This is a genomic window from Nonomuraea sp. NPDC004186 (assembly GCF_053603495.1).
This window is the reverse complement of sequence record NZ_JBSGFQ010000155.1, coordinates 1-24,360: the sequence shown is the minus strand read 5'-3', so window position 1 is coordinate 24,360 and position 24,360 is coordinate 1. Positions and strand designations below refer to the sequence as shown.

Genomic DNA, 24,360 nt, shown 5'->3' with positions numbered 1-24,360 from the left:
GTCTCGCCGATCTTCTCGGTCGGGAAGTCCGCGAACGTGATCGAGATGTCCATCGCGGTGATGATCAGCTCGGACCACCTCGACGATCAGTTCCTCCGGCGCCAGCGTCGTCGTGTAGAAGCCGAGGAACAGGTCCCCGGCGGGGACGCGGCGGCGGCGCCCGCTCGCCCCCTGGACGACCACCTCTCCGTCCAGCAGGAGCGCGAGCAGGCACCACTCGGCGGTGGCGTCGCCGTGCGCGAGGCTGCCGCCCACCGTGCCGCGGGTGCGGATGGGCAGGTGCCCGACCCACCGCATCGCCTCCCGCAGCACGGCGAAACCGGGGCCGAGCGGCGCCCGCTCCACCTCGTGATGCGTGGTGAGCGCCCCCACGCGCAGCGCGCCGTCCTCCTCCTGGAGGCGGGCCAGCTCGCCGCGCAGCCCGCCCAGGTCGACCAGGTGCGCCGGCCGCGCGAGGCGGAAGTTCATCATGGCGACCAGGCTCTGGCCGCCCGCGAGGTATTTGGCGTCCTCGCCCAGCTCCACGAGCAGGGAGATCGCACCGGCGACGTCGCGGGCGCGGTGATAGGTGAACGGCGCGGGCTTCATCACGTGCTCGCGGTCACCGTGTCGCCGGACGGGTCGGTGATGCGGTCGAGCTCCCGGCCCCTCGTCTCCGGCGCGGCGATCGCCATCCACAGCACGACCGCCAGCACCAGGGCGCCCAGGGCGACGAACGTCATCGTCAGCCCCAGCGCCGGCCAGAGCAGGCCGCCGAAGATCATCGGGATGAAGCCGGAGGTCACCCGGCTGACCGAGGACGCCCATCCGAAGCCGCTGGCCCTGATCCTGGTCGGATACAGCTCGGCGACGTAGGCGTACAGGACCGGGATCGTGAGCTGGACGACGAAGCCGAACACGGCCAGCCACAGCAGCGCCGCCGACCTGACGTCGAGGTACAGCGCGAAACCCACCAGTGCCCCGGCGCCCACCGGGGCCGAGACGCCGATCACCCACTTGCGGCCGACCGCCTCGATCAGCCATGCCGAGACGAGCACGCCGACGATGCCGACCGCGGTCATGAGCGTGGTCTTGCCGAAGGCCGCGTAGTCGGTGTAGCCCTCCTTGATGAGGATCGACGGCATCCAGCTCAGCGCCACGTAGTACATCGTCATGATCGTGATGAACAGGAGCCAGGCGGCTGAGGTCACCCGCGGGCTGAACGCCCAGACCAGGCGGAGCTGGCCGAGCGCCGCCCGAAGGCCGCGCGACGCGCCGTCGTCCACGGGTGGCTCGATGACGTACGGCTCGGGCGTGGCGCCGGTGCGCCTGACCAGGTCGTCGATGATCGTACGTGCTTCCTGCTCGCGGCCGGTCCCGGCCAGGTAGAGCGGCGACTCCGGAATGCCGCGCCGCACCCAGAACAGCAGCAGCGCGGGCAGGATCATGACGGCGAGCATCCACCGCCAGTTGCCCGGCAGCGGTCCGAGCAGGGTGGCGGCCACGCCGCTCAGCGTCGCGCCGACGGGCCACCAGACGTCCATGGCGGCCAGGACCTTGCCGCGCAGCCGGCTCGGCGAGAACTCGCCGACCAGCGCGTAGTCGACGGGGATGCACCCGCCCAGACCGACGCCGGCCAGGAACCTGAACAGCAGGAAGACCTCGAAACCGGGGGCGGCCGCGCCCACGACGGAGAAGAGCGCGAAGATGAGCAGGGTCAGGCCGAAGGCCCGCTTGCGGCCCATCCGGTCGGCGACGGTGCCCCAGGCGACGGCGCCGGCCGCCATGCCGATGAGGTTGGCGGTCGCCACCAGGCCCCGCTCGCCGAGCGACAGGCCGAACTCCGTGCCCAGCAGGGGAGTGAGAAAGCCGTTGAGCGCGACGTCCCAGGCGTCGAACATGTAGCCGAGGCCGCCGATGACGAAGATCTTGCCCTGGACCCGCCACCTCCACGGCAGGTCCTGAACGATCTGGTCTCCTGTTTTCATGGTTCCACCCGGATGTGAGGCGACGATGGAGACGGGAGCGCGGCTGGGGGACGGCGCCGGACCGGTCTAGTCATGGAACTGATAGGAGAAGGTCTCCTCATCCCGGTCGTCGAGCGGGCTGCCGCTCCACAACCACCGGTACGAGACGCCGGATTCGCCGTCGAAGCGCCGCAGCTTGTCGTCGCGGGCCCGCTGCTCGGGCCCATCGGGCAGGTGGTAGAGGGCCATGTTGCGCCAGGCCGCGTCCTGGACCATCCCGGCGCGCCTGGCGCGGCGCGACACATAGCGCATGAGCGCCGCCCGCACCCCCTCGACCGGGACGGCGCCGAGCTCCTCGGCGAGCACCGCCGCGTCCTCCATCGTCTGCGAGGCGCCTTGTGCCTGGTACGGCAGCATGGCGTGGCACGCGTCACCCAACAGGGCCACCTGCCCGTCCACCCACACCGGATCACGGCGGCGGTGGTACATGGCCCAGGCCGAGATGTCGCCTGCGGCCTTGGACAACATCAGGCCGACCCGCTCGTCCCAGCCGGGGAACGCCTCGACCAGCTCGTCCACGGTGGCTGGAACGGTCCAACTCTCCTCGACCCCGGGAGTGCAGGGCACGATCGCCACGACGTTGAGCCACTCGCCGCCGCGGATCAGGTAGTGGACCAGATGCCGGTCGGGCCCGTACCAGATGGTGCTCTGGAAGCGGTCCACCAGCCACCGGGTCGCCGGATCGGCGGCGATCTTGTCTCCGGGGATGAGGACGCGGTAGGCCATCTCGCCGGAGAACCGCAGGGTGTCCGGCAGGCCCAGCGCGTCGCGCACCCTGGAACGGATGCCGTCGGCGCCGACCAGCACGTCGGTCTCGAACCGCCGGCCGTCGCCGACGACCGCGGCGGGCCGGGCGGGGTTCGTCCGGTCCACGGTCGTGACCTCGCACCCGGTGCGGACCTCCACGACGGGGCCGGGCCCGTCGTCCGCCACGCAGGCGTCGAGCAGTACTTTGTGCAGGTCGGCGCGGTGGTAATGCCAGTAGGGGGCGTTGTATTCCCGCTTGCAGAACTCGCCCAGCGGGGTCAGGCCGATGACGCTGCCGTCCTGCCAGCGCCGGCGCACCTGGTCCAGCGGCTCGGTGCGGATCTTCTCCAGCGCGGCGCGCAGGCCCAGCCCGATCAGGACCCGGCTGGCGTTCGGCGCGGTCTGGATCCCTGCGCCGGCCTCTCCCAGCTCGCTCGCCTGCTCCAGCACCGTGACCCGCAGGCCGCGCCGCCGCAGCGACAGCGCGGCGGTCAGCCCGCCGAGGCCGCCGCCGACGATCGTGACGTGGTACGACTGGCTCGCCGCCAACGCTCCTCCAGCCTCTCCTGATCGGGGCCGAAATTAATCCGAACACGGACGATCCACGGAAAGCAAGAGGTGGGGGAGGATATAACCCCAGTGAGACGAGGAACTGACGTCCCCCCGGGCGCTTCACTCGCCGGCCGTGAGCCCTTCCCACCGGGCGGCGAGGGCCGTCATCTCGCGCAGCACCCGTTCCCGCTCGGCCGGCGAGTAGCCCTTCAGCAGCTGCTCGTCGAGCTCCCGGGCCCGCTTGCCGACCTCGGCCAGCCGCCGGGACCCCTCCTCGGTCAGATGCAGCAGCTTGCGCCGGCCGTCATGCGGCGCCGTGTGCCGGACGATCAGCCCGTTGTCCTCCAGCCGGCGGACGACGTCGGCCATCGTGGACCGGTCGAGCGCCACCGACGAGGCCAGCGAGCCCTGATCGACGCCCGGATGGTGGTCGACCGCGGTGAGGACGGCGAACTGGGGGCCCGTCAGGACGGGGTCGACCACGCGGGTCCACAGGGCCACGTACGACTGGTGGAGCCGCCGGGCCACGTAACCGGGTGCCGCGAGAAGCGCCTGAGGAGTGGTGATCCCCTCTCCGCGGCTGCCCCTTATCGCCGGCTTGCCCGATTCATGCGCCATGGGCCTACCTAATCATGACCCTGCGGCCGGCGGCCTGGCCGTCGCCTCGGAGCGCCACCGTGCGGAAGCCCGCGTTGCCCATGCTGGAGTCGGGCGTGTTCGACGATCGGGCGGCGTTGCGGTAGCGGTTGCAGTAGGAGTCGTGGCACAGGTACGAGCCGCCGCGCAGGACCCGGAGCCTCGGGGCGACCCGGGAGCGCGGGTCGTGGACCCGCTCGCGGGCCCGTTTTGCGTACGCCCGCGGGTCGAACGGGTCGTCGCACCACTCCCAGACGTTGCCCACGGTCTGCCAGAGCCCGAACCCGTTCGGGCGGTAGGCGCGCACGGGCGCGGTGCCCGGCCAGCCGTCCTCGGCGGTGTTGCGGTCGGGAAAGGAGCCCTGCCAGATGTTGGCCTGCCAGTCGCCCCGCGTGTCGAGGAGGTCGTCGCCCCAGGGATAGCGGGCGCCTTCGAGGCCGCCGCGTGAAGCGCGTTCCCATTCGGCCTCGGTGGGCAGGCGCCGCCCGGCCCAGGCGCAGTAGGCCTGGGCGTCGTTCCAGGTCACGTGCACGACGGGATGATCTTCACGGTCGAGCGGGTCGGAGCCGGGGCCTTCCGGATGCCTCCAGCTCGCGCCTTCGACGGCGAGCCACCAGGGAGCGCGCGGCGAGCTGCCGATGACGTCCGCCCGCGGGTGGACCAGCGTGTGGAAGACCGCCGACATCCCCGAGAGCTCCGCCTCGGTGCGATAGCCCGTGTCGCCGGTGAAGCGGGCGAAGTCGGCGTTGGTGACGGTGGTCGCGTCGATGTCGTACGCGTCGAGCGTCACCTCGTGCACCGGCGACTCGCCGTCCCCGGCCAGGCCGTCGCCGAAGGGGTCGCCCATGCGGAAGGCGCCGGCCTCGACGCGGCACTGCTCGATCAGGTGGGCGCCGCGCCCGGCGGGAATCGGCTCGCGGCCCGGGGTGGCCGCCAGGTTCGGCATGCAGCAGGAAGAGGGGTCGGACCTATCGACAGGGGGTGACACTTGTGTCATGGTATCACCGTTCCACTTGTGGCACGGTTAACTCCGTTACAACGACGGGCACATTTGATGAAGCTTGAGATTCTGCTGCTCGGCGCGCTGCTCCATCGCCCCAGCACCGGCTATGAGCTGAAGAGGTTCTTCGACACGCACGGCCGGTTCATGCGCTCGAACACGACCATGAGCCAGGCGTACCGGACGCTGTCGGCGATGGAGGAGCGCGGCTGGGTCGAGCACACGATCGAGGAGCGCGCCGGGGCGAGCAACGCCAAGCGCTACCACGTGACCGAAGAGGGCCACACGGTCTTCACCGACTGGCTGACGCGCCCGTACAACCCGCCCACGCGTTTCCAGGACCCTGACCTGTACGCGCGGCTGGGCAGTGCCGGGTTCATGACGGTCGAGCAGGTGATCGGCATCCTCGACGTCGAGATCAACACCCGGGTGGCGGAGGTCGCGCGGTACCGCCACCGTGACCGCAGCCGGTTCGACGAGCCGCCGCGGGGCTACGACGCCGAGCTCGGCGGCCAGATGGACGAGTGGCTCCACCGGCGCGGGGCCGAGGCGATGGACCGCCACATCGCCTCGCTCATCGAGCTGCGCCGGCGGCTCCTCGACGGAGAGCCGATCAACGCCGATCACGCCGAGGAGGCGACGCGATGAGAGCCATCATCCTCATGTTCGACAGCCTGAACAGGCACATGCTCGCCCCTTACGCCGACACCTTCGTCGACGCGCCCAACTTCGCGCGGCTGGCGGCCAAGGCGGTGACGTTCGACAACTTCTACGCCGGGTCGCTGCCGTGCATGCCGGCGCGGCGTGAGATGCACACCGGCCGGTACAACTTCCTGCACCGCAGCTGGGGCCCGCTGGAGCCGTTCGACGACTCGATGCCGGAGCTGCTCAAGCGGGCGGGCGTGCACACGCACCTGGTCTCCGACCATCCGCACTACTGGGAGGACGGCGGCGCGACCTACCACACCCGCTACAGCACCTGGGAGTTCTTCCGGGGCCAGGAGGGCGACCCGTGGAAGGGCGTGGTCGCCGACGACGGCGCCCCGGCGAGCCCGTACGGGGCGATGAAGCGGCAGGACGTGATCAACCGCACGTACATGCCGACCGAGGCCGAGCACTCGCAGACCCTGACCGTCGACGCCGGTCTGCACTTCCTGGAGACCAACGCCGGCGCCGACCGGTGGTTGTTGCAGATCGAGCTGTTCGACCCCCATGAGCCGTTCTTCACCCACCAGCACTACAAGGACCGCTACCCGCACGACTATGACGGGCCCGCCTTCGACTGGCCGCCGTATCAGAAGGTGCTGGAGCCGCAGGGGCAGGTCGAGCACGCCCGCCTGGAGTACGCCGCGCTGGTGTCGATGTGTGACCGCTCGCTCGGCCGGGTGCTGGACTTCATGGACGAGCACGCCCTGTGGGACGACACCCTGCTCGTCGTCAACACCGACCACGGCTTCCTGCTGGGCGAGCACGGCTGGTGGGCCAAGTCGGTGATGCCGTGGTTCAACGAGCTGGTGCATCTGCCGATGTTCCTGTGGGACCCGCGGACCGGCGGGCGGGACCGGCGGCGGGGTGAGCTGGCGCAGACCATCGACATCGCGCCGACCGTGCTGCGCTACTTCGGCCAGGAGCCCACCCCTGACATGCAGGGCGCGGACCTCGCCCAGGACGGGCCGCTGCGGGAGGGCGCGCTGTTCGGCATCCACGGCGGGCACGTGAACGTCACCGACGGCCGCCACGTCTACATGCGCGCGGGCAGGGAGGCGGCCAACGGGCCGCTGGAGGAGTTCACGCTCATGCCCACCCACATGCGCAGCAGGTTCTCGGTGGCGGAGCTGCGGGACTGGGAGCCGGCCGAGCCGTTCGCCTTCACCAAGGGCCTGCGCACGATGCGGATGCCCGCCTCCCCGAGCTGGATGAACCCGTGGCAGCACGGCACCCTGCTGTTCGACCTGCACGAGGACCCGGCGCAGCAGAGCCCGATCGTGGACGACGACGTGGAGCTGCGGATGATCGAGCTGCTGCGCCGTCTCATGGTCGAGACCGACGCCCCGCCCAGCCAGTTCGAGCGCCTGGGCATCCCGCGCGAGGCCGAGGTCACCCGCGAGCACCTGCTGGTCCGCGAGCAGCGCGAACGCGCGGCGGCCGTCGCCGTGCCGCTGCCCGCGGGCGCGGAGTTCCAGGCTCCGGCCCTGCTCCGCGCGCCCCTCCTGGAGCTGCTGGGCGTCACCGGCGCCAAGGACGTCCTCGCGCAGGAGGCCCCGGCCCTGGTCCAGTCGGAGCTGCTCGCCGCCCCCGCCCCCATGAGCCTGCTGGACCTCGCCCGTCTCGGCTTCGTACCCGCCGCGGTCCTGCGCCGCATCGACGAGCAGTTCGGCCTTCTTACGGCAACACCCGCCGCCTCGATCGACTGAGGCGACGGTCTCTCTATCGCAACACTGCAGACAGGGGCACCGCATGGATGCCAGCGCCTCCACCGCGTCCGTACAGCCAGGAGCGGCTCAGGCCGCCAACGTCCCCCATCGCTGGCGCAATCTCGCCGTCCTTTCCGGCGTGAGCGTCGTCGACAACACCGAAGCCGGTCTCATCAACACCGTCTTCCCCACGCTCGCGGCCGCGCTCCGGCTCAACAGCGGTCATCTCGGCATCATCGCGGCGCTCGGCAAGATCGCCAGCGTTCCGGCCGGCCCGTTCTGGGTGTGGCTGTCCAGCAAGATCGGCCGTCGTGGCGCGCTGGTCGCCACGACGGTGACCGGCGGCCTGTTCGGCATCGCCGCCGGTTTCTCCCAGAACTTCGTCCAGCTCCTCATCTGCTGCACCCTCATGTCCGCCGCGGTGATCGGCGGCTCGCCCATCGCCATGGCCGTCATCGCCGACTCCTTCGCCGACGAGCAGCGGGCCCGGGCGAACGGGATCTTCTTCGGTGCGCTCCAGCTCGCCGCCATCGTCCTCGCGCCCGTCATGGCCGTCTTCGTCGGACTCGAGGACGGCTGGCGCTGGGCGCTGTGGACCCTCGGCGGCGTCTGCATCGTCGCCGGGTTCGTCGTCGCCGCCTTCTTCGCGGATCCGGGCATCGGATCCTCCGAGAAGCAGCTCGCCGACCTCGCGAACGAGGACCGGACGAAGGCGAAGGTCACCGTCGCCTCCGTGGCCGGCCTGTTCCGCATCCCCACGTACACCGTGATGATGGTGAGCCGGCTCCTGTCGGGCCACCTGCTGATCGCCATCTTCGGCGTGCAGTTCCTGGTCACCGAGCGCGGCATCGACAACGCCACCGCCATCCTGGTGGCGCTCCCGTTCGGCATCGGCTACAGCGTCGCCACGCTGAGCGCCGGATTCATCCTGCCCCGGCTCGACCGGCTCATGCCGAGCAGGGGACGCGTCCTGGTCCTGCAACTGGCCCAGATCCTGTTCGCCGTCATCGCCTTCTTCGGCACGCAGTTCCGGTACGAGACGATCGCCGCCTACGCGGTCTTCTGGGCCCTGCTGGGCGCCTGCCAGGGCCTGAACCCGCCGGTCAACCGGCCCATCGTGGCCGGCGTCGTGCTGCCGGAGCTGCGCGGGCAGGCGTACGCGATCTGGCTGACGGTGTTCGAGACGATCGCCTGGGCGCTGTTCTCGCTCCTGGCCGGCTCGCTGGCGGCGACGCTCGGCATCCAGGGCGTGTTCCTGTGGGTGCTGGTCATCCTGATGATCGTCAACGGCCTCCTGCTCTCCGTCCTGTACGTCACCTACCCGCGCGACACCGCCCGGATCGGGCAGCAGCTCGAACTCCGCCGCCGGCAGGCGCTGGCGGACTGACGCCCGGTCACGACGTCTCCCGGTGAACCACGCTGGCCCAGACGCCGGGCTCGGCCGGGGGCGTGTCCTCGACCCCGAGGGCGTGGAGCGCGCGATGGGCGGCGTACCTGCCCAGACCCGCCACATCCACGCGCACGCTCGTCAGCGCGGGCACCAGCAGCCGTGCCAGGGGACTGTCGTCGTGCCCGACCACCGCGAGGCGGCCGGGCAGGGCGATCCCCGCGCGCACGGCCGCCCCCACGACGGCGGCGGCGATGTCGTCGTTGTAGGCGATCACCCCGGTGACGCCGGAGTCCACCCAGTCCCGTACGGCATCGGCCGCGGAGCCGTCCTCGTCGGAGACCGTCCGCACGTCGGCGATCTCGAGGCCGAGCTCCGCGGCGCGCGCCCGCGCCAGGGAGGCGCGCAGGCCGGCGAGCAGCTCCAGGCGCGGCTCGCCCGTGCGGGCGACGGCCACCCGGGCGTGGCCGCGCTCGTGGAGATGCTCCACCTGGAGGGCCGGCCCGGCCCGCAGGGACGGCACCTCGTGCAGCTCGGAGGGCTCACCGCCGCCGAAAGGCAGCCGCGCGCCCGCCTCCCGGCGCAGGACGTCGAGGTCGTCGCGGGGGAGGGGGACGACCGGGACGACGAGGTCGGGGTCGAGCGTCTCCCACAGCGGGCGGGAACGGCCGCCCGCGTGCCGGGTCCAGGTCACCAGCGAGTAGCCGGCGCGGTCCAGGACGAGGGTCGCCTCCTCCAGGTAGCGGCGCAGGCTGTGCTCCACCGGCCAGTCGGGCAGGATGAACAGGACGATGCGGTTGCTGCCCCGGGCGAGCGCCTGGGCGGCGGCGTGCGGCCGGTAGCCCAGGCGCGCGGCCTCGGCCAGCACCTTGCGCCGGGTCGCCTCCGAGATCGTCTGGCCCGGGGTGTCGTTGATGACGAAGCCCACCGTGGCCCGGGAGATCCCCAGGGACCGCGCGATGTCGCTCGCCGTCACCCGTCGTTCCCGTCCGCCCATGGCCGCCCTCCCGTTTCCCCGACATGGCACTTGCGCGCGCTAGTGCCCCAAGGTTAGCGTCGCATCGCTGGCAACTAGCGCGCGCTAGCTCCACTCATCCCGCAGGACAGGAAGGTCACGACATGACCGACGGACGACCCGTCGTCGAACGGCTCACGCTCGAGGAGAAGGCGCGGCTCGTGTCCGGCGCCAGTTTCTGGACGACCGCGGAGGTGTCGCACGCGGGCGTGCCTGCCGCGCTGCTCACCGACGGCCCGCACGGCGTACGCCTGCAGCGCTCCGGCGTGGACCACCTCGGGCTCGCCGACAGCATGCCCGCCACGGCGTTCCCCACCGCGGCGGCACTGGGCTCGTCGTGGGACGACGGCCTCCTGCGCGAGGTCGGCGAGGCGCTCGCGGTCGAGGCCAGGGCGCTCGGCGTGGACGTGCTCCTCGGCCCGGGCGTCAACATGAAGCGCTCCCCGCTGTGCGGGCGCAACTTCGAGTATTTCGCCGAGGACCCGCTGCTGGCCGGCGTCATGGGCGCCGCGTGGGTCGCGGGCCTGCAGTCGCGCGGCGTCGGCGCGTCGGTCAAGCACTTCGCGGCCAACAACCAGGAGACCGACCGCATGCGCGTCAGCGCGGAGGTGGACGAGCGCACCCTGCGGGAGATCTACCTGCGCGCGTTCGAGCACGTCGTCCGCGAGGCTCGGCCGGCCACGATCATGTGCTCGTACAACCGGGTCAACGGAGTGTACGCCTCGGAGAACCCCTGGCTGCTCACCACGGTCCTGCGCGAGGAGTGGGGCTTCGACGGCTACGTGGTCTCCGACTGGGGCGCGGTGCACGACCCGGCCGCCGCCGTCCGGTCCGGCCTGGACCTGGAGATGCCGGGCACCGGGGGCCGCAGCGCCGCCGCCGTCGTCGCGGCCGTGCGCGCCGGCGAGCTCAGCGAAGAGGTCCTGGACGTCGCCGTGGAACGCCTGGTGAGCACCCACGACCGGCTGCGGCAGGGGCGCGCGGACGCCGCGCCCGACTTCGACGCGCACCACGCGCTCGCCCGCCGCGTCGCGGCGGAGTGCGCGGTCCTGCTGAAGAACGACGGCGGCCTGCTCCCGCTGGACCCGGAGTCCGGCGGCCCGATCGCGGTGCTGGGCGAGTTCGCGCGCACCCCGCGCTACCAGGGCGCCGGCAGCTCCCTCATCAACCCGACCCGGCTCGACGACGCCCTGACGGCGATCCGCGCCGCCACCTCGCGCGAGGTCGCGTTCGCGCCGGGGTTCCGCCTCGACGGGACGCCCGACGCCGTCCTGCTCGCCGAGGCGGTGGAGGCGGCTCGCGGCGCCGCCGCGGTGCTGCTGTTCCTCGGCGAGCCGTCGGAGGCCGAGTCCGAGGGCTTCGACCGCGAGGACCTGGACCTGCCGGAGGCGCAGATCCGGCTGCTCGAGGCGGTGGCCGCGGTCAACCCCTCGGTCGCGGTCGTGCTGAGCAACGGCGGCGTCGTGCTGACCGGCCCGCTCACCGAGCACGCGGCCGCCCTGCTGGAGATGTGGCTGGCGGGCCAGGCGGGCGGCGGCGCCGCGGCCGACCTGATCTTCGGGCACGCCGACCCCTCCGGCCGGCTGGCGGAGACCGTCCCGCACCGGCTGTCCGACACGCCCGCGCACGTCAACTGGCCGGGCTCGGAGGGGCAGGTGCTCTACGGGGAGCGCCTCTACATCGGCTACCGCTGGTACGACCGCACCGGGCGGGACGTGGCCTTCCCGTTCGGGTTCGGGCTGTCGTACACCACGTTCGCCTGCTCCGACCTGGCCGTGCACGTGCCCGACCCGGCCCGGCCCGAGGCCCGCGTCGAGGTCACGGTGACGAACACCGGCACGCGGGAGGGCGCCGAGGTCGTGCAGGTGTACGTCAGCGACCCCGTCGCCGGCGTGGATCGTCCCGAACGCGAGCTGCGCGGCTTCCGCAAGGTCCGCCTGGCCCCCGGCGAGAGCGCCCGCGTGGTGATCGAGCTCGACGCCCGGGCCTTCAGCTACTGGAGCACCCGGCACGGGCAGTGGGTGGCCGAGCCGGGCGAGTACGGCGTGCACGTCGGCAGCTCCTCCCGCGACCTGCCCCTGGAGCAGCGCATCCACCTGGACGTGGAGTCGCCGCGGGCCGCGCTCACGGCCGACAGCACGCTTCAGGAATGGCTGGCCCATCCCCAGGGCAGGAAGATCGTCGAGGAGACCCTGCTGAAGGCCGCGGACGGTGAGAAGAGCTTCTTCACCGACCCGGCCAGCCAGGCGCTGATCGCCCAGATCCCGCTGGCGACCCTCCTCAGCATGGGCGCCTCCCAGGGCGGGCAGCAGCCGCCGGCCATGGACGACCTGCTGCGGATGGCGAACTCCGAGACCCCGGCGAGCTGAGCGGACGGCCTGCCGCGCGGTGACGGTCGCCGCGCGGCTCAGGAGTTCAGGACGCGTCCCGCGAAGGAGCGGAAGCGGCCGACCAGGTCGACGTTGTCAGGGTCGAGCAGCCACTGCGGCTGCAGCCCGTCGGCCATCGCGACGAGCTGGTCGGCGAGCTCCTCGTGGTCCGTCTCCGGGTCGAGGTGCCCGGCCTCGGCCCCCGTGGCCGGGCTCATCGCTTGACCGGGACCGGCTTCCAGGCGGTGACGCCCAGGAGGTCCGTGGAGCCGAGGTCGAAGAGGCCGCTGACGCGCTCCCTGCCGGAGCCGGTGGTGACGACGAGCGTGGCGCCGACCGCGGGCGGACGGGTGGTGCCGCCGTAGGTGTTGCGCCACGCCAGGGTGAAGGCGGCCGATCGGCCCGGCCGTACGGTCACCGCCTTCGGCCCGGGATCCTTGATGGCGGTGGTGACCTGCCGGGCGCCCCGGTCGATCTTCACCTTCAGCGGCTCGCCGTCCTCGTCCAGGAGCCGGACGCGCGGGTACCCCTCGACCTGCCGCACCGTGTCGCCGCAGTTGGTGAGCGTCACTGTCTGGACGCGCAGCCCCATCGCGGCATCGGGCGGTTCGGCGTACAGGAGCAGTCCCGAGCCGGCGCAGGACGGGGTCGGGGGCGGGGACCACACCGTCGGCGGCGGCTGGACCAGGGGGTGGCCGGGCGGGAGACCCGTCGCCGTGGGACGGGCCGGCGCGGCCCCGGCGCCGGGAGCCTGCGTGCCGCAGCCGGCGAGGCAGATCAGGGCGGCGGCGACGACGCAGACGCGCGCGGCGAGCGGGAGGATCATCGGCATCATTCTGCCGGGGAAACCCGATGCCGCGGTCATCCGGGCGGCGCGGGCCTCCTGCCCGCGCCCCACCAGCGCGTCGCCGCCCAGGTTCGCCCGGATGCGCTCGGACTTCGGCGTGGGAGAGAGGGACGGTGACCAGGTCCGCCTCGGGGAAGCCGGCGACAACCCCGAGGACAAGGGCGCGGGCCATCCGGTTGTCCGGGGTCAGTCCACGGCGGTGTCCCATGCTTCCTGACGTACCTCCAGGTGCGGGGAGGCGCGCAGGTCACGGAGGAGGTCCCGCCACGGGGCCGCCCACTCGGTGCGCTGCCCTCCCGACTGGGTGAGCATGAGCGCGAACAGGCCGCCGGACAGGTCACCGCGGCCGGCCAGACGCCGGGCCGCGGGCAGCGCGACCGCGATCGGCAGCGGCGGCCGCCGTCCGTACTCGCCGAACAGCTCCGAGACGGCCTTGCCGGCCGTCCGGGCGGCGAGCACCGGCCGGTCCGCGAGCAGGTCGGCCAGGGCGCACAGGGCGTCGGCGAGTTCGTCCCCGTCCGTTTCCCTGGGGATCAGGGCCACGCCCAGCTCGGCCACCTGGGGCAGCAGGAGAGGCTGGGTGGCGAGCACGTCCATCGCGTCCCGGGCGAGCCGCCGCCGCCACGGCTCCGGCTCCTCCTCCAAGGGCCCGGCCAGTCTCCGGGCGATGGTGTCCACGCGTTGCCTGGCCGGTGTCCGCAGGTCCTCTCCGGGTACGGCGGCGGCCAGCCTGGCCAGGACGTCCAGCGCCTGGGACCGGATCGACCCGGCCCGCAGCAGCCCCAGGAACACCGCCATGCCCTCCCCGGTCGTCCCCGGATCGGCCACGGCCTCGATGATCTCGTCGAAGCCGCCCCGGTACCAGTGCGCCCACACGGCGAACGCCTTCGACCCGCGGAAACTCACCCCGGGCAGGTCGGCGGCCATGAGGAGGCGCCGTACCAGGTCCGCGTAACGGGGGCGGGCGGCGGGGGCGTACTCCATCGGGTGGGCCTGGAAGAGCGTGCGCAGCATCGGCTCGCCGGCGTGCGGGCCGGCGGCGTCGCCGAGCGCGTCCAGGGTCCGCGGGTCCTCGGGGATCGTGCGCAGCACCGAGGCGAGGGCGACCCGTACGTCCCGGTGCAGCCCCGGGTCCGCCCACGCCCGCAGCAGCACGTCCACCGCGCCGGGCGGGCGGTTGCGGCCCAGCTGGCGGGCGGCCAGCTTGCGCAGCGTCACCTTGCTGCCGGGAGCGGTCAGCGCCTCCTCCAGCAGCGGCCCGAGCAGGGACGGGGGTGTCGAACGGCAGCAGCGGGCCAGCGCGGCCACCGCGACGCGGGAGGCCGGGCCGCCGGCGTGGCCCACGAGCACGGGCACCGCGCGGGCGGGCTCGCCGGCGTGCGCCATGGCCGTGACGGCGGCTTCGGCCAGCATCGTCTCCTCCCGGCCCGCCCATGCGGCGAGGAGGTCCAGCCCGCCGCCGATCCGGCCGGTCGCCTGGACGGCGGCCAGACGCGCGGCGATGGGCAGCCCTTCGTCGTGGACGTCGGCGGTGAGCTCGGCGCGGACCCTTTCGCGCTGGGCGGGCGTCCATCGACCGGCGTCGCCGCCGTCGACCCGCGGCACCCACGCGAGGTCCGCGAAACGGCCGCTGCGGTGGCTGTCCAGGAGGGGGAGGAGGAGGTCGGTACGACGCCGGGCCACGGTCCGCCAGACGGCGGGCAGCGTCACGGCGGACGCGTCCTCCCGCACAAGCCAGAGCACCCGCTCCTCCCGCACGCTCCCGCTTCCTCCTGACCGCCCCTCCTGCTCGATCCTGAGGCCGCTCGACCGCTCCGGCGCTTGCACCCCAGAGGCGGCTGCGGCACGAGTCGTCCGCAGGCGGCGACGAGGACGGTTCAGCCACAGGCCGGCAGCCTCGCGGGCCGGCGCCTCCGGTGCCGTGCGGATGGCGGCGCGCAGGTCGTCCTGGAGTTCGGCGAGCGCCCATGAACGGCGGCCGAGCACGTGGGCGAGGGCCACGGCCAGGGTGAAGTCCTCCCGCTCGCGTGCGGCACGAAGGTGCGGACGCAGCACCGCCAGTAGATCGTGCTCCTGACCCGCGCGCAGCACCCGGTCCAGGCGGTGCGACTCCGCGACCGGGCCATGGGTGCGGTAGCGGCGGCGGCGGACGGGGGAGGGCCGGGGCTCCCGCGCGGACAGGCCGCTCGCGCCGTGCCGCGCCACGAGCCTCCCGTACGTGCCCAGCGCCCACGCCGTCAGCGCCGGCGCGGTGGCCGGGTCGTGGTGCCGCAGGACCCGGCCGGCCAGGCTCCGCAGCTCGTCCTGGGTGGCGAGGGAGGAGTCCGGGGCCTCGACGGCGTCCGCGGAGATGCGCTCCAGCGTCCCCGCGCAGGAGTCGTCGAGCAGCGCGGGCGGGACCTCCCGCAGAGCGGCCAGCAGACCCCGGCGGAGCGGGTCCTGTTCGCTGGCGGTGCGCAGGGCCAGGTCGGCGAGGAGCGCGTGGAGCGCCGCCCGGTCCCGGGTCCGGGCCGTGCACTCGATCAGCAGCGTCCTGGCCAGCCCGCGCCGTCGGGGGTCCCCGGCCACGGCGGCCTCGCGCAGCGGGCCGACGGCCTCCTCATAGGGCAGGTAGGAGGTGAGCTTCAGCGGGATGTCCGGATTGTCCAGGCGGGAACGGGGCGAGTGCCACACCGACTCGTGCCAGGCCAGCATGCGCCTCGCCTCGGCCGCCGCCGACTCCGGAGGCAGCCATCTGAGGAACCGCATGGCCCACAGCCCGGTGGAACCGCCCCTCCGCGCGGCGACCGCCTCGAAGATCGCGGCCCGGCGGGCGGGCGGCAGCGAGGGCAGCACCGGGTCGAGCCGGTGTTCGGACGAGGCCAGACGCAGGATCTCCGCGTCCGAGCCCGACCGCAGGTGGCGGAGCACCGCTTTCGCCGGCCCCTCCCAGCCGGTCGCCACGGGGTCGGCGAACAACTTCCTGGCTCGCGCGGCATCCACCCTGAACAGCGCGTTCACGACCGGGGCGGGCAGGCCGCGGAGGCCGTGACGCAGGTCGTGCCGTTCCAGCAGAGCCAGCATGCGGGCCGGCTCGGCGAGGGCCGCGAGCATCACGCCCGCCCCGCGGCGGCGCCACCAGCTCCACGCGTGAACGCCACCCGCCAGCTCCTGCTCGGCCACCGCCATGATCGCGCCCGGGTGCCGTTTGGCCAGCGCCGTCCAGGACGTCACCGCGTGGGCGACGTCCGGCAGCCATCGCGCGACGGTCTCGGCACCGCAGGCCGGCAGCAGCGCCGCCGCCTCGCGCGCCCCCCATCGCGCGTGGACGTCCGGCAGGAGCGCTTCGGCCAGCGCCTGCCGGCGGCCGAGCGCCAGCGTGCGATACAGCGCGAACCGCAGCTCGGCAGGGGCGTCCTCGAACGCCGCGGCCACCGCCGGATCCGGCACGGGCAGGGTCCGCACCGCACGCAGCGCCGCGCGCCGCAGCCCCATGTCCGGCCCGGCGAGAACCTCCCGGACGTGATCGAGGTCGCGCGCCGCCATGGCCACGTGCAGCGCCGTACGCCGGGCGTACCGATCCCGCGCGGACAGCTCGTCCAGGAGGACGCGCAGCTGGGAGGTGCCGGCCAGCCGGCGGGCGTGGAGCGCCAGAGCCCGCATGCGCCGCGGGTACGGCAGAGGCGCGAAACGCGCCAGCAAGGCATCGGCGGAGATGTCGAGGGCCGGCTCCTCGGCCGGCTCCATGGGCCTCAACGGGCCGGGCGGAGATCGCCCTTTCCACAAGTCATGCCGACGATACTGGCCGATCATCGCCTCGCCGCGCAACCCCGGCCGCTCAGGGAGAGCGGCGCGGCGGCCGAGGGGGAGGCGGTGAGCCACCTCGGCCGTGGTTCCGTGGATGCCGGCCCTTTCGCAGGAGACGGCGGCCGAGACGGGGTCAGCCCTCGGTGTCCGCGAGCTGGTCCTGGGCGGCCGGGTCCGGACGGTCATCGCGGGGCGGTGCGCAGCTCTGGCCGCAGCCGCCGAAGCGGGCCGTGTTCACCGGGGTGAAGTCCGCGGCCGGCACGTCCTCCAGCGCCGCCATCATGGTGTCCTTCCAGATCGGCCCGGGCACCGAGGCGCCCGCCACCGCGCCGAAGGTGCGGCCGCCGATCGTGACGCCGGTCAGCTTGTAGCGCTGGGAGCCGCGGGGGTCGCCCACACTGACCGCCCCCGCCAGGTCGGGGGTGAACCCGGCGAACCAGGCCGTGGCGTACCCGTCCGTGGTGCCCGTCTTGCCCGCCGCCGGGCGGCCGATGCCGCCGACGCCGCGCATCGTGCCCTTGGTGAACACCCCGGACAGGACGTGCGCGGTCGCGTCGGCCACCTCCGGGTCGAGGGCCTTGCGGCACGACGGCTCGTACGAGGTCGCCTTGCCCGTGCTCGCCTCCGTCACCTTGGTGATGACCATGGGCGCGCAGTACGTGCCGCGTGCCGCGACGGCCGCGTACGCGGTGGCCACGGTCACCGGGTCCATCTCGTTGATCCCGAGCGTGAACGTCTCGTACTCCTGCAGCGGCCCCCCGTCCGCCCGCCTGATGCCGAGCGACTTGGCCGTCTGCACCGTCTCGCACAGGCCGACCCGCTGCTCCAGCGCCATGAAGAACGTGTTCACTGACCCCCACGTACCGGTCGCGAGCGTCTTGAAACCGGGCGAACCCTCGTCGTTCGTGACCGTCCAGGACGGGATGCCCATGTTCTGGCCCTTGCAGTTCTTGAACGAGGCGTAGCCGGGGGCGGTGTAGGCGTTGGTCACGCTGATCCCGTCGTCGATCTTCATACCCTGCGCCAGTGCCGTGATCAGCGTGAACGTCTTGAACGTCGAGCCCGCCTGGAAGCCGATCAACCCGCCGTGCCGCTTGTCCGCCACCGGGTTGTAGGAGATCTCGTTCCGCTTGGCCGAGCGGCCGTAGGGGCGGCTGGCCGCCATCGCCTTGATCTCGCCGGTGCCCGGCTTGACCAGCGCCTCGGCGGCGACGGGGTGGTCCGAGGCGAATACGTGCTTCCTGATCACCGTCTCCGCCGCCCGCTGCGCCTTCGGGTCCAGGGTCGTGTAGATCTTCAGGCCGCCGCGGGCGAAGCGCTGCTTCCTGGCCTGCTCGGTCCTGCCGAAGGCGGGGCTGGTGAGCAGCTCATGACGTACGTATTCGCAGAAGTAGGGATAGCGGCTGGCCTGGCAGCCATTGGGCGCCTCGACGCCCTTGTAGCCGAGTTTCGCCGCCTTGGCGCGCGCCGCCTGATCCGGCGTGATCCGGCCGAGTTGTGCCATCCGGTCCAGCACCACGTTCCGGCGCTCCAGCAGCAGCTTGCGGGGCTGCTTGCCGAGTCCGGGGTCGGTCCTGTTGGGGTTCTGGACGGCACCGGCCAGGGTCGCCGCCTGGGTCAGGTTGAGGTCGGCGGCCGAGACGCCGAAGAAGCGCCGCGCCGCCGCCTCCACGCCGTTGGCGCCCGCGCCGAAATAGGCGATGTTCAGATACCGGCGGAGAATCTCGTCCTTGGAGTACTTCTCCTCGACGCCCATCGCGTACCGCAGCTCCTTGAGCTTGCGCGCGTAGCTGGCCTCCAGCGCCCTGTTCTTGCCCTCTTCGGTGTCGGCCGAGTTCAGCAGGACCTGCTTGACGTACTGCTGGGTGATCGACGAGCCGCCCTGGGCGATGCCGCCCGAGCTGAGGTTCTTGGCCAGGGCCCGGGCGGTGCCCTCCAGGTCGAGCGCGCCGTGCTCGTAGAAGCGGTAGTCCTCGATGGCGACGATCGCCGTCTTCATCACGTCCGCGATCTGGTCCAGCCGCACTTCCTTGCGGTTCTCGGCGTAGAACTGGGCGATGCGGTCGCCCTCGGCGTCGTACACGACGGAGGTCTGGGCCAGGGGCGGCTCTTCGAGCTGGGCGGGCTTGAGATCAAGCATCTCGGTGGCCGAGACGAACAGGGAGCCTGTGCCGCCCACGGTGGGCAGCGCGATCGCGGCGACCACCGTGCCGGCGGCCACGGCCGCTCCGGTCAGGCGGGCAAGGCTCCACAAGGGGCTCGAAGGGGACATGGGCGTCATGACAGCACAGAGCCGTTCGCGCTGTCCAAGACTGATATGCCTTGATTGTCGATATTCGAATGGATATCACTGCAGGCCGGAGCGCCGCCGTACGGGGACGGCGGCGCTCGGCGTCGCGCATCTCACTCGCCGGTCATCGCGGCATGCATGCGCAGGTACGGCTCGGCGTCCTTCGGCCTGTTCTGGCGCTGCAGCGTACGACCGAGGAGCAGGCAGGCGTACCCCTCCGCCGGGTCGCGCTCCAGCACCAGCCGGAGCTCGGCCTCGGCCCGGCCCAGCTGGGCCGAGTGGTAGTAGGCGCGGGCCAGCAGCAGCCGGGCCGCGAGGTTGTCCGGCGCGGCGGCCACCACCTGGGCCAGGATGCGGGCGGCCCCGATGTAGTCCTGGGAGTCGAAGAACCGGCGCCCGCGCTTGTACTCCTCGGCCAGCTTCTCGATCGGCATGTTCACTCCTGTCCGGTGTGCGGAAGGCGCTCGGCGGGGATGACGCCCAGGCGGCCGGCCTGGTAGTCCTCCATCGCCTGAAGGATCTCGGCGCGGTTGTTCATCACGAAGGGGCCGTACTGGACGACCGGCTCGCGGATCGGCTGCCCGCCGAGCAGCAGCACCTCCAGGTTCGGCTCGGCCTGCGGCTGGGCCGGGTCGGCGGCGACGGTGATCGCCCCGCCCTGGCCGAAGACGACCAGCTGTCCCTTGCGCACCGGCGTGCGCTCGTCCCCGGCGTAGCCGTGTCCGGCCAGCACGTAGGCCAGGGCGTTGTACGCCGGGTTCCACGGCACCTCCAGCCGGGCGCCGGGGCTCACCGTGGCGTGCACCATCGTGATCGGGGTGAACGTGACTCCCGGACCGGCGTGGCCGTCCAGCTCGCCGGCGATCACCCGCAGCAGCGCGCCGCCGTCGGCCGAGGCGAGCAGCGCCGCCTGGCGACCGCGGATGTCCTGGTAGCGGGGCAGGTGGAACTTGTGCGCCTTGGGCAGGTTGACCCACAGCTGGACGCCGTGGAACAGCCCGCCCGAGACCACCAGGTGCTCCGGCGGCTTCTCGATGTGCAGCAGGCCCGAGCCCGCGGTCATCCACTGGGTGTCGCCGTCGGTGATCGTGCCGCCGCCGCCGTTGGAGTCCTGGTGCTCGAAGATGCCGTCGATGATGTAGGTGACGGTCTCGAAGCCGCGGTGCGGGTGCCAGGGGGTGCCCTTGGGCTCGCCGGGCGCGTACTCGACCTCGCCCATCTGGTCCATGTGGATGAACGGGTCCAGCGCGGACTGCGGCACGCCGGCGAACGCGCGCCGTACCGGGAAGCCCTCGCCCTCGAACCCGCTGGGCGCGGTCGTCACCGACTTCACGGGCCGCCGCGTGACGGCGGCCGGGTCGGGCGCGGCGACGCGGGGCAGGGCCAGGGTGTCAGCGGTGATGGCGGGCATGACCCCTCCTGTTTGGTTGAAACTTCAATCGGTTGCTCGCCACAACGCATGGGTGCCTCCGGGCATTCCCGGCCGCGCGTACCTTTGGGTCATGCGATCTGCCGTCGTCGTTCCCGGCGGGAATTTCGGGCCACAGGCGGGCGTCACCTGGCGTCAGGGCGACGGTCAGCAGGACTCTCGCATGATGCGCATCAGCTCGTCGGGCCGCAGGGGCGGCTCCGGCAGCGGATGCGCCGCCGGGGCGCGGAACCCGTCGAGGATCAGCGCCAGATGCCGCCGCCACACCTCGGGCCGGACGGCGGTGGTGGCCTCGACCGTGCGGGCGATGCCCCACGTCACGAACACCATGTCCTCCAGCGTGCAGTCGGGTCGCAGCACCCCGGCCTCGTGCGCGCGGTCGATGATCCGCGACATCATCGCGTAGCCGAGTGCCGGGTCGCTGGCCGGCGTGGGCTGCGGGCCCCGGCGTGAGACGAGGTCGTTGTAGCCGCGGTCGGCGGCCTGCAGCTCGCACACCCGCTCCAGGAAGTGCACCAGCCCGCTCCACGCGTCCGGCAGCGACAGGGCGTGCTCCGAGATCCGCACCACGGTGGCGGTGCGGTCGCTGAAGACGGCGTCGACGAGGTCGTCGCGGCTCGGGAAGTGGTTGTAGAGGGTGCCGCTGCTCACCCCGGCCGTACGGGCGATCTCGTCGAGGGGGACGTCCAGCCCGCGGGCGGCGAACAGCTCTCTCGCGGCCGTCACCAGCAGGTCGCGGTTGCGCTGCGCGTCCCTGCGGAGCGGTCTGGCGGGGGTCGGCATGCGGCCCATCGTAGGCGAAGTTGAGAACACTCCCAACTTGTGCGTATGCTTCCGGCACGGAACTTGGGACTGCAGTCAAGTTAGCTGAATGCATTAAGGAGTCGTCATGCCCAGAACTCTCGCCATCTTCGGCGCCGGCCCCGTCATGGGCCTGTCCCTCGCCCGCCGCTTCGGGCGCGAGGGCTTCCGGGTCGCGCTCGTCGCCCGGACCAGGCAGAACCTCGATCACCTCGTCGCCGAGCTCGCCCGCGACGGCATCGAGGCGGCCGGATTCACCGCCGACGTCTACGAGCCCGCCCGGCTCGCCGCCGCGGTCGCGGCCATCAAGGAGGCGTACGGGCGGATCGACGTCGCCGAGTTCAGCCCCGGCGGCGGGAACATGGGGGAGGGGATCGCGGCGACGCTCGACGTCGACGTCGAGAACGCGCGGGTGATCCTGGACCGGTTCGTGCTCTCGGCGGTCGCCCTGGTGCGGCAGGTGCTGCCCGACATGGTCGAGCGGGGCGACGGCGCGATCCTGTTCACCGCGGGGCAGTCGGGGATCTACCCGACGCCGGGGCTCGGCAACGCCGGCATGGCGCAGGCGGCGCTGCGCAACTACTTCCACACCCTCAACGCCGAGCTCGCGGGCAAGGGTGTGTACGTGGGGGCGGTCAACGTGGGGGCGCTGATCGAGGGCAGCGTGCCGCACCGGGGGATCACCTCGTCCTCGGTGCCGCTCGAGTTCGAGCCGGAGGTGATCCACCCGGACGTCCTCGCGGACGGCTTCTGGGAGCTGTACGCGAAGCGGGACCGGGTGGAGGTGCTGGCGGGCAGCTTCGGTCGGTAGGCGGAAGGACGGTCAGGACGACTGGACGGGCAGCCCCGCGGCCGTCCAGTCCTCGATCCCCTCGCGGTACTTGCGCACGTCGGTGTAGCCCAGCGCGGTGAGCCGGCCGGCGACCTGGCCGCTGTTCGGGCACGCCGGGTTGGAGCAGTACGTGATGATCGCGGCGTTCTTGTCGGGCAGCGCGGATGCCTGGGCGTCCACGTCGGCCGGGGCCAGGGGGACGGCGCCGGGGAGATGCTGCTTGGCGTAGTACGCGCCGCCGAGCGCATCGACCACGGTCACCGTGCCCGCCTCGATGGCCGCCGCGAGGTCGTCCCGGGTGATCAGAGCGGTCATGTCATTGCCTCCAGAATAAGTCGGACTGCGGTCCGGTTACGTGGGTAAGACGTTACCGGACCGCAGTCCGATTTTGCAATCTGGGGCGGGCGGCTCCTCGTTACTTGCCGAATCCGGCGGTCAGGCCGGCCAGCAGCTGGCGGCGGCCGACCACGTACAGGATGAGGATGGGCACCGAGGTCAGGACGACGGAGGCGAGCACCGCGGGCACGTTGATGCTGTACTGGCCCTGGAAGGTCCACAGCGCCAGCGGCAGCGTGCGCTGCTCGGGGCTCTGGGTGAGGATCAGCGGCAGCAGGAACCCGTTCCAGATCGTCAGGGCGTTGTAGATGGTCACCGTCACCACGGCGGGCCTGGTCAGGGGGAGTGCCAGGTGCCAGAGCGTGCCGAGCTCGCTGGCGCCGTCGAGGCGCATCGACTCGAACAGCTCCTTGGGGACGTCCCTGATGAAGTTCGACAGGATCAGCACCGACAGCGGGATCGCGAACGCGATCGACGGCAGGATGAGCGCCATGGGCGTGTCGTAGAGACCGAGCTTGATGATGATCAGGTAGATCGGGATGATCGTGGCCTGGTGGGGGATGGCCAGGCCCATGAGGAACGCCGAGTTGGTCCAGCGCAGGAACCGCCCCCTGCCGCTGCGGACGATCGCGTACGCCGCCATGAACGACACCGCCACGGCGGGCGCGACCGCGCCGACCGTGACGACGACGCTGTTCATGAAATATCGGATGAAGTCCGACTCGATGACCATCTGATAGTTGGCCAGCGTGGGCTCGGCCGGCGGCACGAGGGGGTTCTCGACGTAATAGTTGCTCTGCGACTTGAAGCTGGTGATGACGATCCAGTAGATCGGCACGACCACGACCGCCAGCCAGAACCAGGCGACCAGCCCGCCCAGCCAGTTGGGGCGGCGGGTCACCCGTTTGGGGCCGGGGGCGGTGTGCCGCGCCGCCGCCTGCGAGGTGTTCTTCGCGAGGGTCGTCGTCATGTCAGGCACCTTCCAGCTGGCTGTGGGTCGCGTCCCGGCCGCCGAGGCGGCGCAGCAGCAGCGCCAGCGCCAGGCCCACCAGGACCAGGATGACGGCGATCGCGCTGGCCGGGCCCATCAGGTTGGCCTGGAAGCCCCTCTTGTACATCTCCAGGGCGAGCACCCGGGTGGCGTCCCCCGGGCCGCCGGCGGTGAGCACGAAGATGAGGTCGAAGAAGACCAGCGACCCCACGACCATCAGCGTCGAGGACGTGATGATCGTGTACTTGAGCTGGGGCAGGGTGATGCTGAAGAACATGCGGACCCGGCCGGCGCCGTCGATCTCGGCGGCCTCGTACATCGAGCGCGGGATCTGGCGCACGCCACCCTGGTAGATCAGCGAGTGGAACGGGATGAACTGCCACGACACCACGAAGATCACGACGCTGAAGGCGAGGACGGGCTCGCCCAGCCAGTCCTGCACGAGGATCGGGATCCCCAGCCCGGCGCCGAGCCCGAAGTTCGGGTCGAGCAGCGCCTTGTAGGTGATCGCGATGGCGGCCGAGCTGAGCAGCAGCGGGATGAAGTAGATCACCGAGAGCACCGCGCGGTAGCGCTGGAAGCCGGCCAGGAACGTGCCGAGCAGGATGCTCGCCGGCGTCTGCACCACCCACGACATCGCGATGACCAGGAACGTCACCCACAGCGCGTGCGGCAGGCCGGGATCGGAGAGCACGGCGCGCCAGCTGTCGAAGCCCGCCGGACGGATCTCGCCGAGCCCGTCCCAGGCGGTGAAGCTGAGCACGAAGACCCCGATGAGCGGGATGACGCCGAAGCCGACGAAGAGCAGCAGGGCCGGTACGGCCAGCCAGGCCAGGCCGCGCCCCTGGCCGCCGGGCAGCCTCGACCAATGCTCCACAACCGAGACCTCCGCTCCGCCCGTGTTCCACGGTTGGCCAGATTT

Annotated in this window: 20 protein-coding genes and 1 pseudogene; 5 read left to right on the top strand and 16 right to left on the bottom strand. The window is 72.2% G+C overall.

All coding sequences use genetic code 11. The features are described from left to right. Positions 1–135: 135 nt before the first annotated feature. The 5 genes and pseudogenes from ACWEPL_RS58455 to ACWEPL_RS58435 form a co-directional block, all read right to left on the bottom strand. Positions 136–588 (bottom strand): annotated as a pseudogene (locus ACWEPL_RS58455) (FAD binding domain-containing protein); the annotation flags it as partial. After that, on the bottom strand, positions 588–1,967 hold the full coding sequence (locus ACWEPL_RS58450) for an MFS transporter (protein ID WP_452441787.1): 1,380 nt from the start codon (positions 1,965–1,967) through the stop codon (positions 588–590). The gene ACWEPL_RS58450 and the pseudogene ACWEPL_RS58455, both read right to left, overlap by 1 nt. A gap of 66 nt (positions 1,968–2,033) precedes the next feature. Continuing rightward, the gene (locus tag ACWEPL_RS58445; RefSeq protein ID WP_452441786.1) at positions 2,034–3,302 is read right to left on the bottom strand and encodes an FAD-dependent oxidoreductase; all 1,269 of its coding nucleotides are present in this window, start codon (positions 3,300–3,302) and stop codon (positions 2,034–2,036) included. Between the two features lie 123 nt (positions 3,303–3,425). After that, positions 3,426–3,923 (bottom strand): MarR family winged helix-turn-helix transcriptional regulator, encoded by a 498-nt coding sequence (locus tag ACWEPL_RS58440; protein ID WP_452441785.1) that lies wholly within the window; start codon positions 3,921–3,923, stop codon positions 3,426–3,428. Between the two features lie 4 nt (positions 3,924–3,927). Continuing rightward, positions 3,928–4,887, bottom strand: a complete 960-nt coding sequence (locus tag ACWEPL_RS58435; RefSeq protein WP_452441784.1) for a formylglycine-generating enzyme family protein — start codon at positions 4,885–4,887, stop codon at positions 3,928–3,930. A 108-nt stretch (positions 4,888–4,995) separates the two neighbouring features. Between ACWEPL_RS58435 and ACWEPL_RS58430 the strand changes: the two genes are divergently transcribed. From ACWEPL_RS58430 to ACWEPL_RS58420, 3 genes are read left to right on the top strand one after another with little or no spacing between them, the layout of a single operon-like run. Then, positions 4,996–5,589 (top strand): PadR family transcriptional regulator, encoded by a 594-nt coding sequence (locus ACWEPL_RS58430; protein WP_363985111.1) that lies wholly within the window; start codon positions 4,996–4,998, stop codon positions 5,587–5,589. Next, entirely contained in the window at positions 5,586–7,355 is a 1,770-nt protein-coding gene (locus ACWEPL_RS58425) for a sulfatase (RefSeq protein WP_452441783.1), read from the top strand. Before ACWEPL_RS58430 ends, ACWEPL_RS58425 begins: the two co-directional genes overlap by 4 nt. Positions 7,356–7,398: 43 nt before the next feature. Continuing rightward, positions 7,399–8,742, top strand: a complete 1,344-nt coding sequence (locus ACWEPL_RS58420; RefSeq protein WP_452441782.1) for an MFS transporter — start codon at positions 7,399–7,401, stop codon at positions 8,740–8,742. A 7-nt stretch (positions 8,743–8,749) separates the two neighbouring features. Here ACWEPL_RS58420 and ACWEPL_RS58415 read toward each other — a convergent pair whose 3' ends face one another. Continuing rightward, positions 8,750–9,739 (bottom strand): LacI family DNA-binding transcriptional regulator, encoded by a 990-nt coding sequence (locus tag ACWEPL_RS58415; protein ID WP_452441781.1) that lies wholly within the window; start codon positions 9,737–9,739, stop codon positions 8,750–8,752. 122 nt (positions 9,740–9,861) lie between these two features. Between ACWEPL_RS58415 and ACWEPL_RS58410 the strand changes: the two genes are divergently transcribed. After that, the gene (locus ACWEPL_RS58410; RefSeq protein WP_363985103.1) at positions 9,862–12,126 is read left to right on the top strand and encodes a glycoside hydrolase family 3 C-terminal domain-containing protein; all 2,265 of its coding nucleotides are present in this window, start codon (positions 9,862–9,864) and stop codon (positions 12,124–12,126) included. Positions 12,127–12,164: 38 nt separating this feature from the next. On the opposite strand, the gene ACWEPL_RS58405 is transcribed toward ACWEPL_RS58410, so the two are convergent. From ACWEPL_RS58405 to ACWEPL_RS58375, 7 genes are all read right to left on the bottom strand, one after another. Further along, positions 12,165–12,344, bottom strand: coding sequence for a TetR family transcriptional regulator C-terminal domain-containing protein (locus tag ACWEPL_RS58405; protein WP_363985101.1), 180 nt, complete (start codon positions 12,342–12,344; stop codon positions 12,165–12,167). After that, positions 12,341–12,952, bottom strand: coding sequence for a DUF4232 domain-containing protein (locus ACWEPL_RS58400; RefSeq protein WP_452441780.1), 612 nt, complete (start codon positions 12,950–12,952; stop codon positions 12,341–12,343). Before ACWEPL_RS58400 ends, ACWEPL_RS58405 begins: the two co-directional genes overlap by 4 nt. Before the next feature lie 207 nt (positions 12,953–13,159). Continuing rightward, positions 13,160–16,699 (bottom strand): hypothetical protein, encoded by a 3,540-nt coding sequence (locus ACWEPL_RS58395; protein WP_452441779.1) that lies wholly within the window; start codon positions 16,697–16,699, stop codon positions 13,160–13,162. A gap of 193 nt (positions 16,700–16,892) precedes the next feature. Next, positions 16,893–19,031, bottom strand: a complete 2,139-nt coding sequence (locus ACWEPL_RS58390; protein ID WP_452441778.1) for a transglycosylase domain-containing protein — start codon at positions 19,029–19,031, stop codon at positions 16,893–16,895. A 131-nt stretch (positions 19,032–19,162) separates the two neighbouring features. After that, positions 19,163–19,483 (bottom strand): tetratricopeptide repeat protein, encoded by a 321-nt coding sequence (locus ACWEPL_RS58385; RefSeq protein ID WP_363985093.1) that lies wholly within the window; start codon positions 19,481–19,483, stop codon positions 19,163–19,165. Positions 19,484–19,485: 2 nt separating this feature from the next. Next, positions 19,486–20,460 (bottom strand): pirin family protein, encoded by a 975-nt coding sequence (locus ACWEPL_RS58380; protein ID WP_350741083.1) that lies wholly within the window; start codon positions 20,458–20,460, stop codon positions 19,486–19,488. A 165-nt stretch (positions 20,461–20,625) separates the two neighbouring features. Beyond that, positions 20,626–21,261 carry a TetR/AcrR family transcriptional regulator gene (locus tag ACWEPL_RS58375; RefSeq protein WP_363985091.1) on the bottom strand — a complete coding sequence of 212 codons (636 nt, stop codon included), beginning with the start codon at positions 21,259–21,261 and terminating at the stop codon, positions 20,626–20,628. A gap of 106 nt (positions 21,262–21,367) precedes the next feature. Here ACWEPL_RS58375 and ACWEPL_RS58370 point away from each other — a divergent pair, with 106 nt between their 5' ends. Beyond that, positions 21,368–22,090 (top strand): SDR family NAD(P)-dependent oxidoreductase, encoded by a 723-nt coding sequence (locus tag ACWEPL_RS58370; RefSeq protein ID WP_452441777.1) that lies wholly within the window; start codon positions 21,368–21,370, stop codon positions 22,088–22,090. 12 nt (positions 22,091–22,102) lie between these two features. Here ACWEPL_RS58370 and ACWEPL_RS58365 read toward each other — a convergent pair whose 3' ends face one another. The 3 genes from ACWEPL_RS58365 to ACWEPL_RS58355 form a co-directional block, all read right to left on the bottom strand. Next, positions 22,103–22,426 (bottom strand): rhodanese-like domain-containing protein, encoded by a 324-nt coding sequence (locus tag ACWEPL_RS58365; RefSeq protein WP_452441776.1) that lies wholly within the window; start codon positions 22,424–22,426, stop codon positions 22,103–22,105. Positions 22,427–22,526: 100 nt separating this feature from the next. Next, on the bottom strand, positions 22,527–23,417 hold the full coding sequence (locus ACWEPL_RS58360; protein ID WP_350741076.1) for a carbohydrate ABC transporter permease: 891 nt from the start codon (positions 23,415–23,417) through the stop codon (positions 22,527–22,529). A gap of 1 nt (position 23,418) precedes the next feature. Continuing rightward, on the bottom strand, positions 23,419–24,315 hold the full coding sequence (locus tag ACWEPL_RS58355; RefSeq protein WP_452441775.1) for a carbohydrate ABC transporter permease: 897 nt from the start codon (positions 24,313–24,315) through the stop codon (positions 23,419–23,421). Positions 24,316–24,360: the final 45 nt, after the last annotated feature.

What these genes read in the sequence shown, in the direction of transcription:
- ACWEPL_RS58450 (WP_452441787.1), bottom strand. Translation starts at nt 1,967, where the DNA reads ATGAAAACAGGAGACCAGATCGTTCAGGACCTGCCGTGGAGGTGGCGG.
- ACWEPL_RS58440 (WP_452441785.1), bottom strand. Translation starts at nt 3,923, where the DNA reads ATGGCGCATGAATCGGGCAAGCCGGCGATAAGGGGCAGCCGCGGAGAG.
- ACWEPL_RS58435 (WP_452441784.1), bottom strand. Translation starts at nt 4,887, where the DNA reads ATGCCGAACCTGGCGGCCACCCCGGGCCGCGAGCCGATTCCCGCCGGG.
- ACWEPL_RS58430 (WP_363985111.1), top strand. Translation starts at nt 4,996, where the DNA reads ATGAAGCTTGAGATTCTGCTGCTCGGCGCGCTGCTCCATCGCCCCAGC.
- ACWEPL_RS58425 (WP_452441783.1), top strand. Translation starts at nt 5,586, where the DNA reads ATGAGAGCCATCATCCTCATGTTCGACAGCCTGAACAGGCACATGCTC.
- ACWEPL_RS58420 (WP_452441782.1), top strand. Translation starts at nt 7,399, where the DNA reads ATGGATGCCAGCGCCTCCACCGCGTCCGTACAGCCAGGAGCGGCTCAG.
- ACWEPL_RS58415 (WP_452441781.1), bottom strand. Translation starts at nt 9,739, where the DNA reads ATGGGCGGACGGGAACGACGGGTGACGGCGAGCGACATCGCGCGGTCC.
- ACWEPL_RS58410 (WP_363985103.1), top strand. Translation starts at nt 9,862, where the DNA reads ATGACCGACGGACGACCCGTCGTCGAACGGCTCACGCTCGAGGAGAAG.
- ACWEPL_RS58405 (WP_363985101.1), bottom strand. Translation starts at nt 12,344, where the DNA reads ATGAGCCCGGCCACGGGGGCCGAGGCCGGGCACCTCGACCCGGAGACG.
- ACWEPL_RS58400 (WP_452441780.1), bottom strand. Translation starts at nt 12,952, where the DNA reads ATGATCCTCCCGCTCGCCGCGCGCGTCTGCGTCGTCGCCGCCGCCCTG.
- ACWEPL_RS58395 (WP_452441779.1), bottom strand. Translation starts at nt 16,699, where the DNA reads ATGGAGCCGGCCGAGGAGCCGGCCCTCGACATCTCCGCCGATGCCTTG.
- ACWEPL_RS58390 (WP_452441778.1), bottom strand. Translation starts at nt 19,031, where the DNA reads ATGTCCCCTTCGAGCCCCTTGTGGAGCCTTGCCCGCCTGACCGGAGCG.
- ACWEPL_RS58385 (WP_363985093.1), bottom strand. Translation starts at nt 19,483, where the DNA reads ATGCCGATCGAGAAGCTGGCCGAGGAGTACAAGCGCGGGCGCCGGTTC.
- ACWEPL_RS58380 (WP_350741083.1), bottom strand. Translation starts at nt 20,460, where the DNA reads ATGCCCGCCATCACCGCTGACACCCTGGCCCTGCCCCGCGTCGCCGCG.
- ACWEPL_RS58375 (WP_363985091.1), bottom strand. Translation starts at nt 21,261, where the DNA reads ATGCCGACCCCCGCCAGACCGCTCCGCAGGGACGCGCAGCGCAACCGC.
- ACWEPL_RS58370 (WP_452441777.1), top strand. Translation starts at nt 21,368, where the DNA reads ATGCCCAGAACTCTCGCCATCTTCGGCGCCGGCCCCGTCATGGGCCTG.
- ACWEPL_RS58365 (WP_452441776.1), bottom strand. Translation starts at nt 22,426, where the DNA reads ATGACCGCTCTGATCACCCGGGACGACCTCGCGGCGGCCATCGAGGCG.
- ACWEPL_RS58360 (WP_350741076.1), bottom strand. Translation starts at nt 23,417, where the DNA reads ATGACGACGACCCTCGCGAAGAACACCTCGCAGGCGGCGGCGCGGCAC.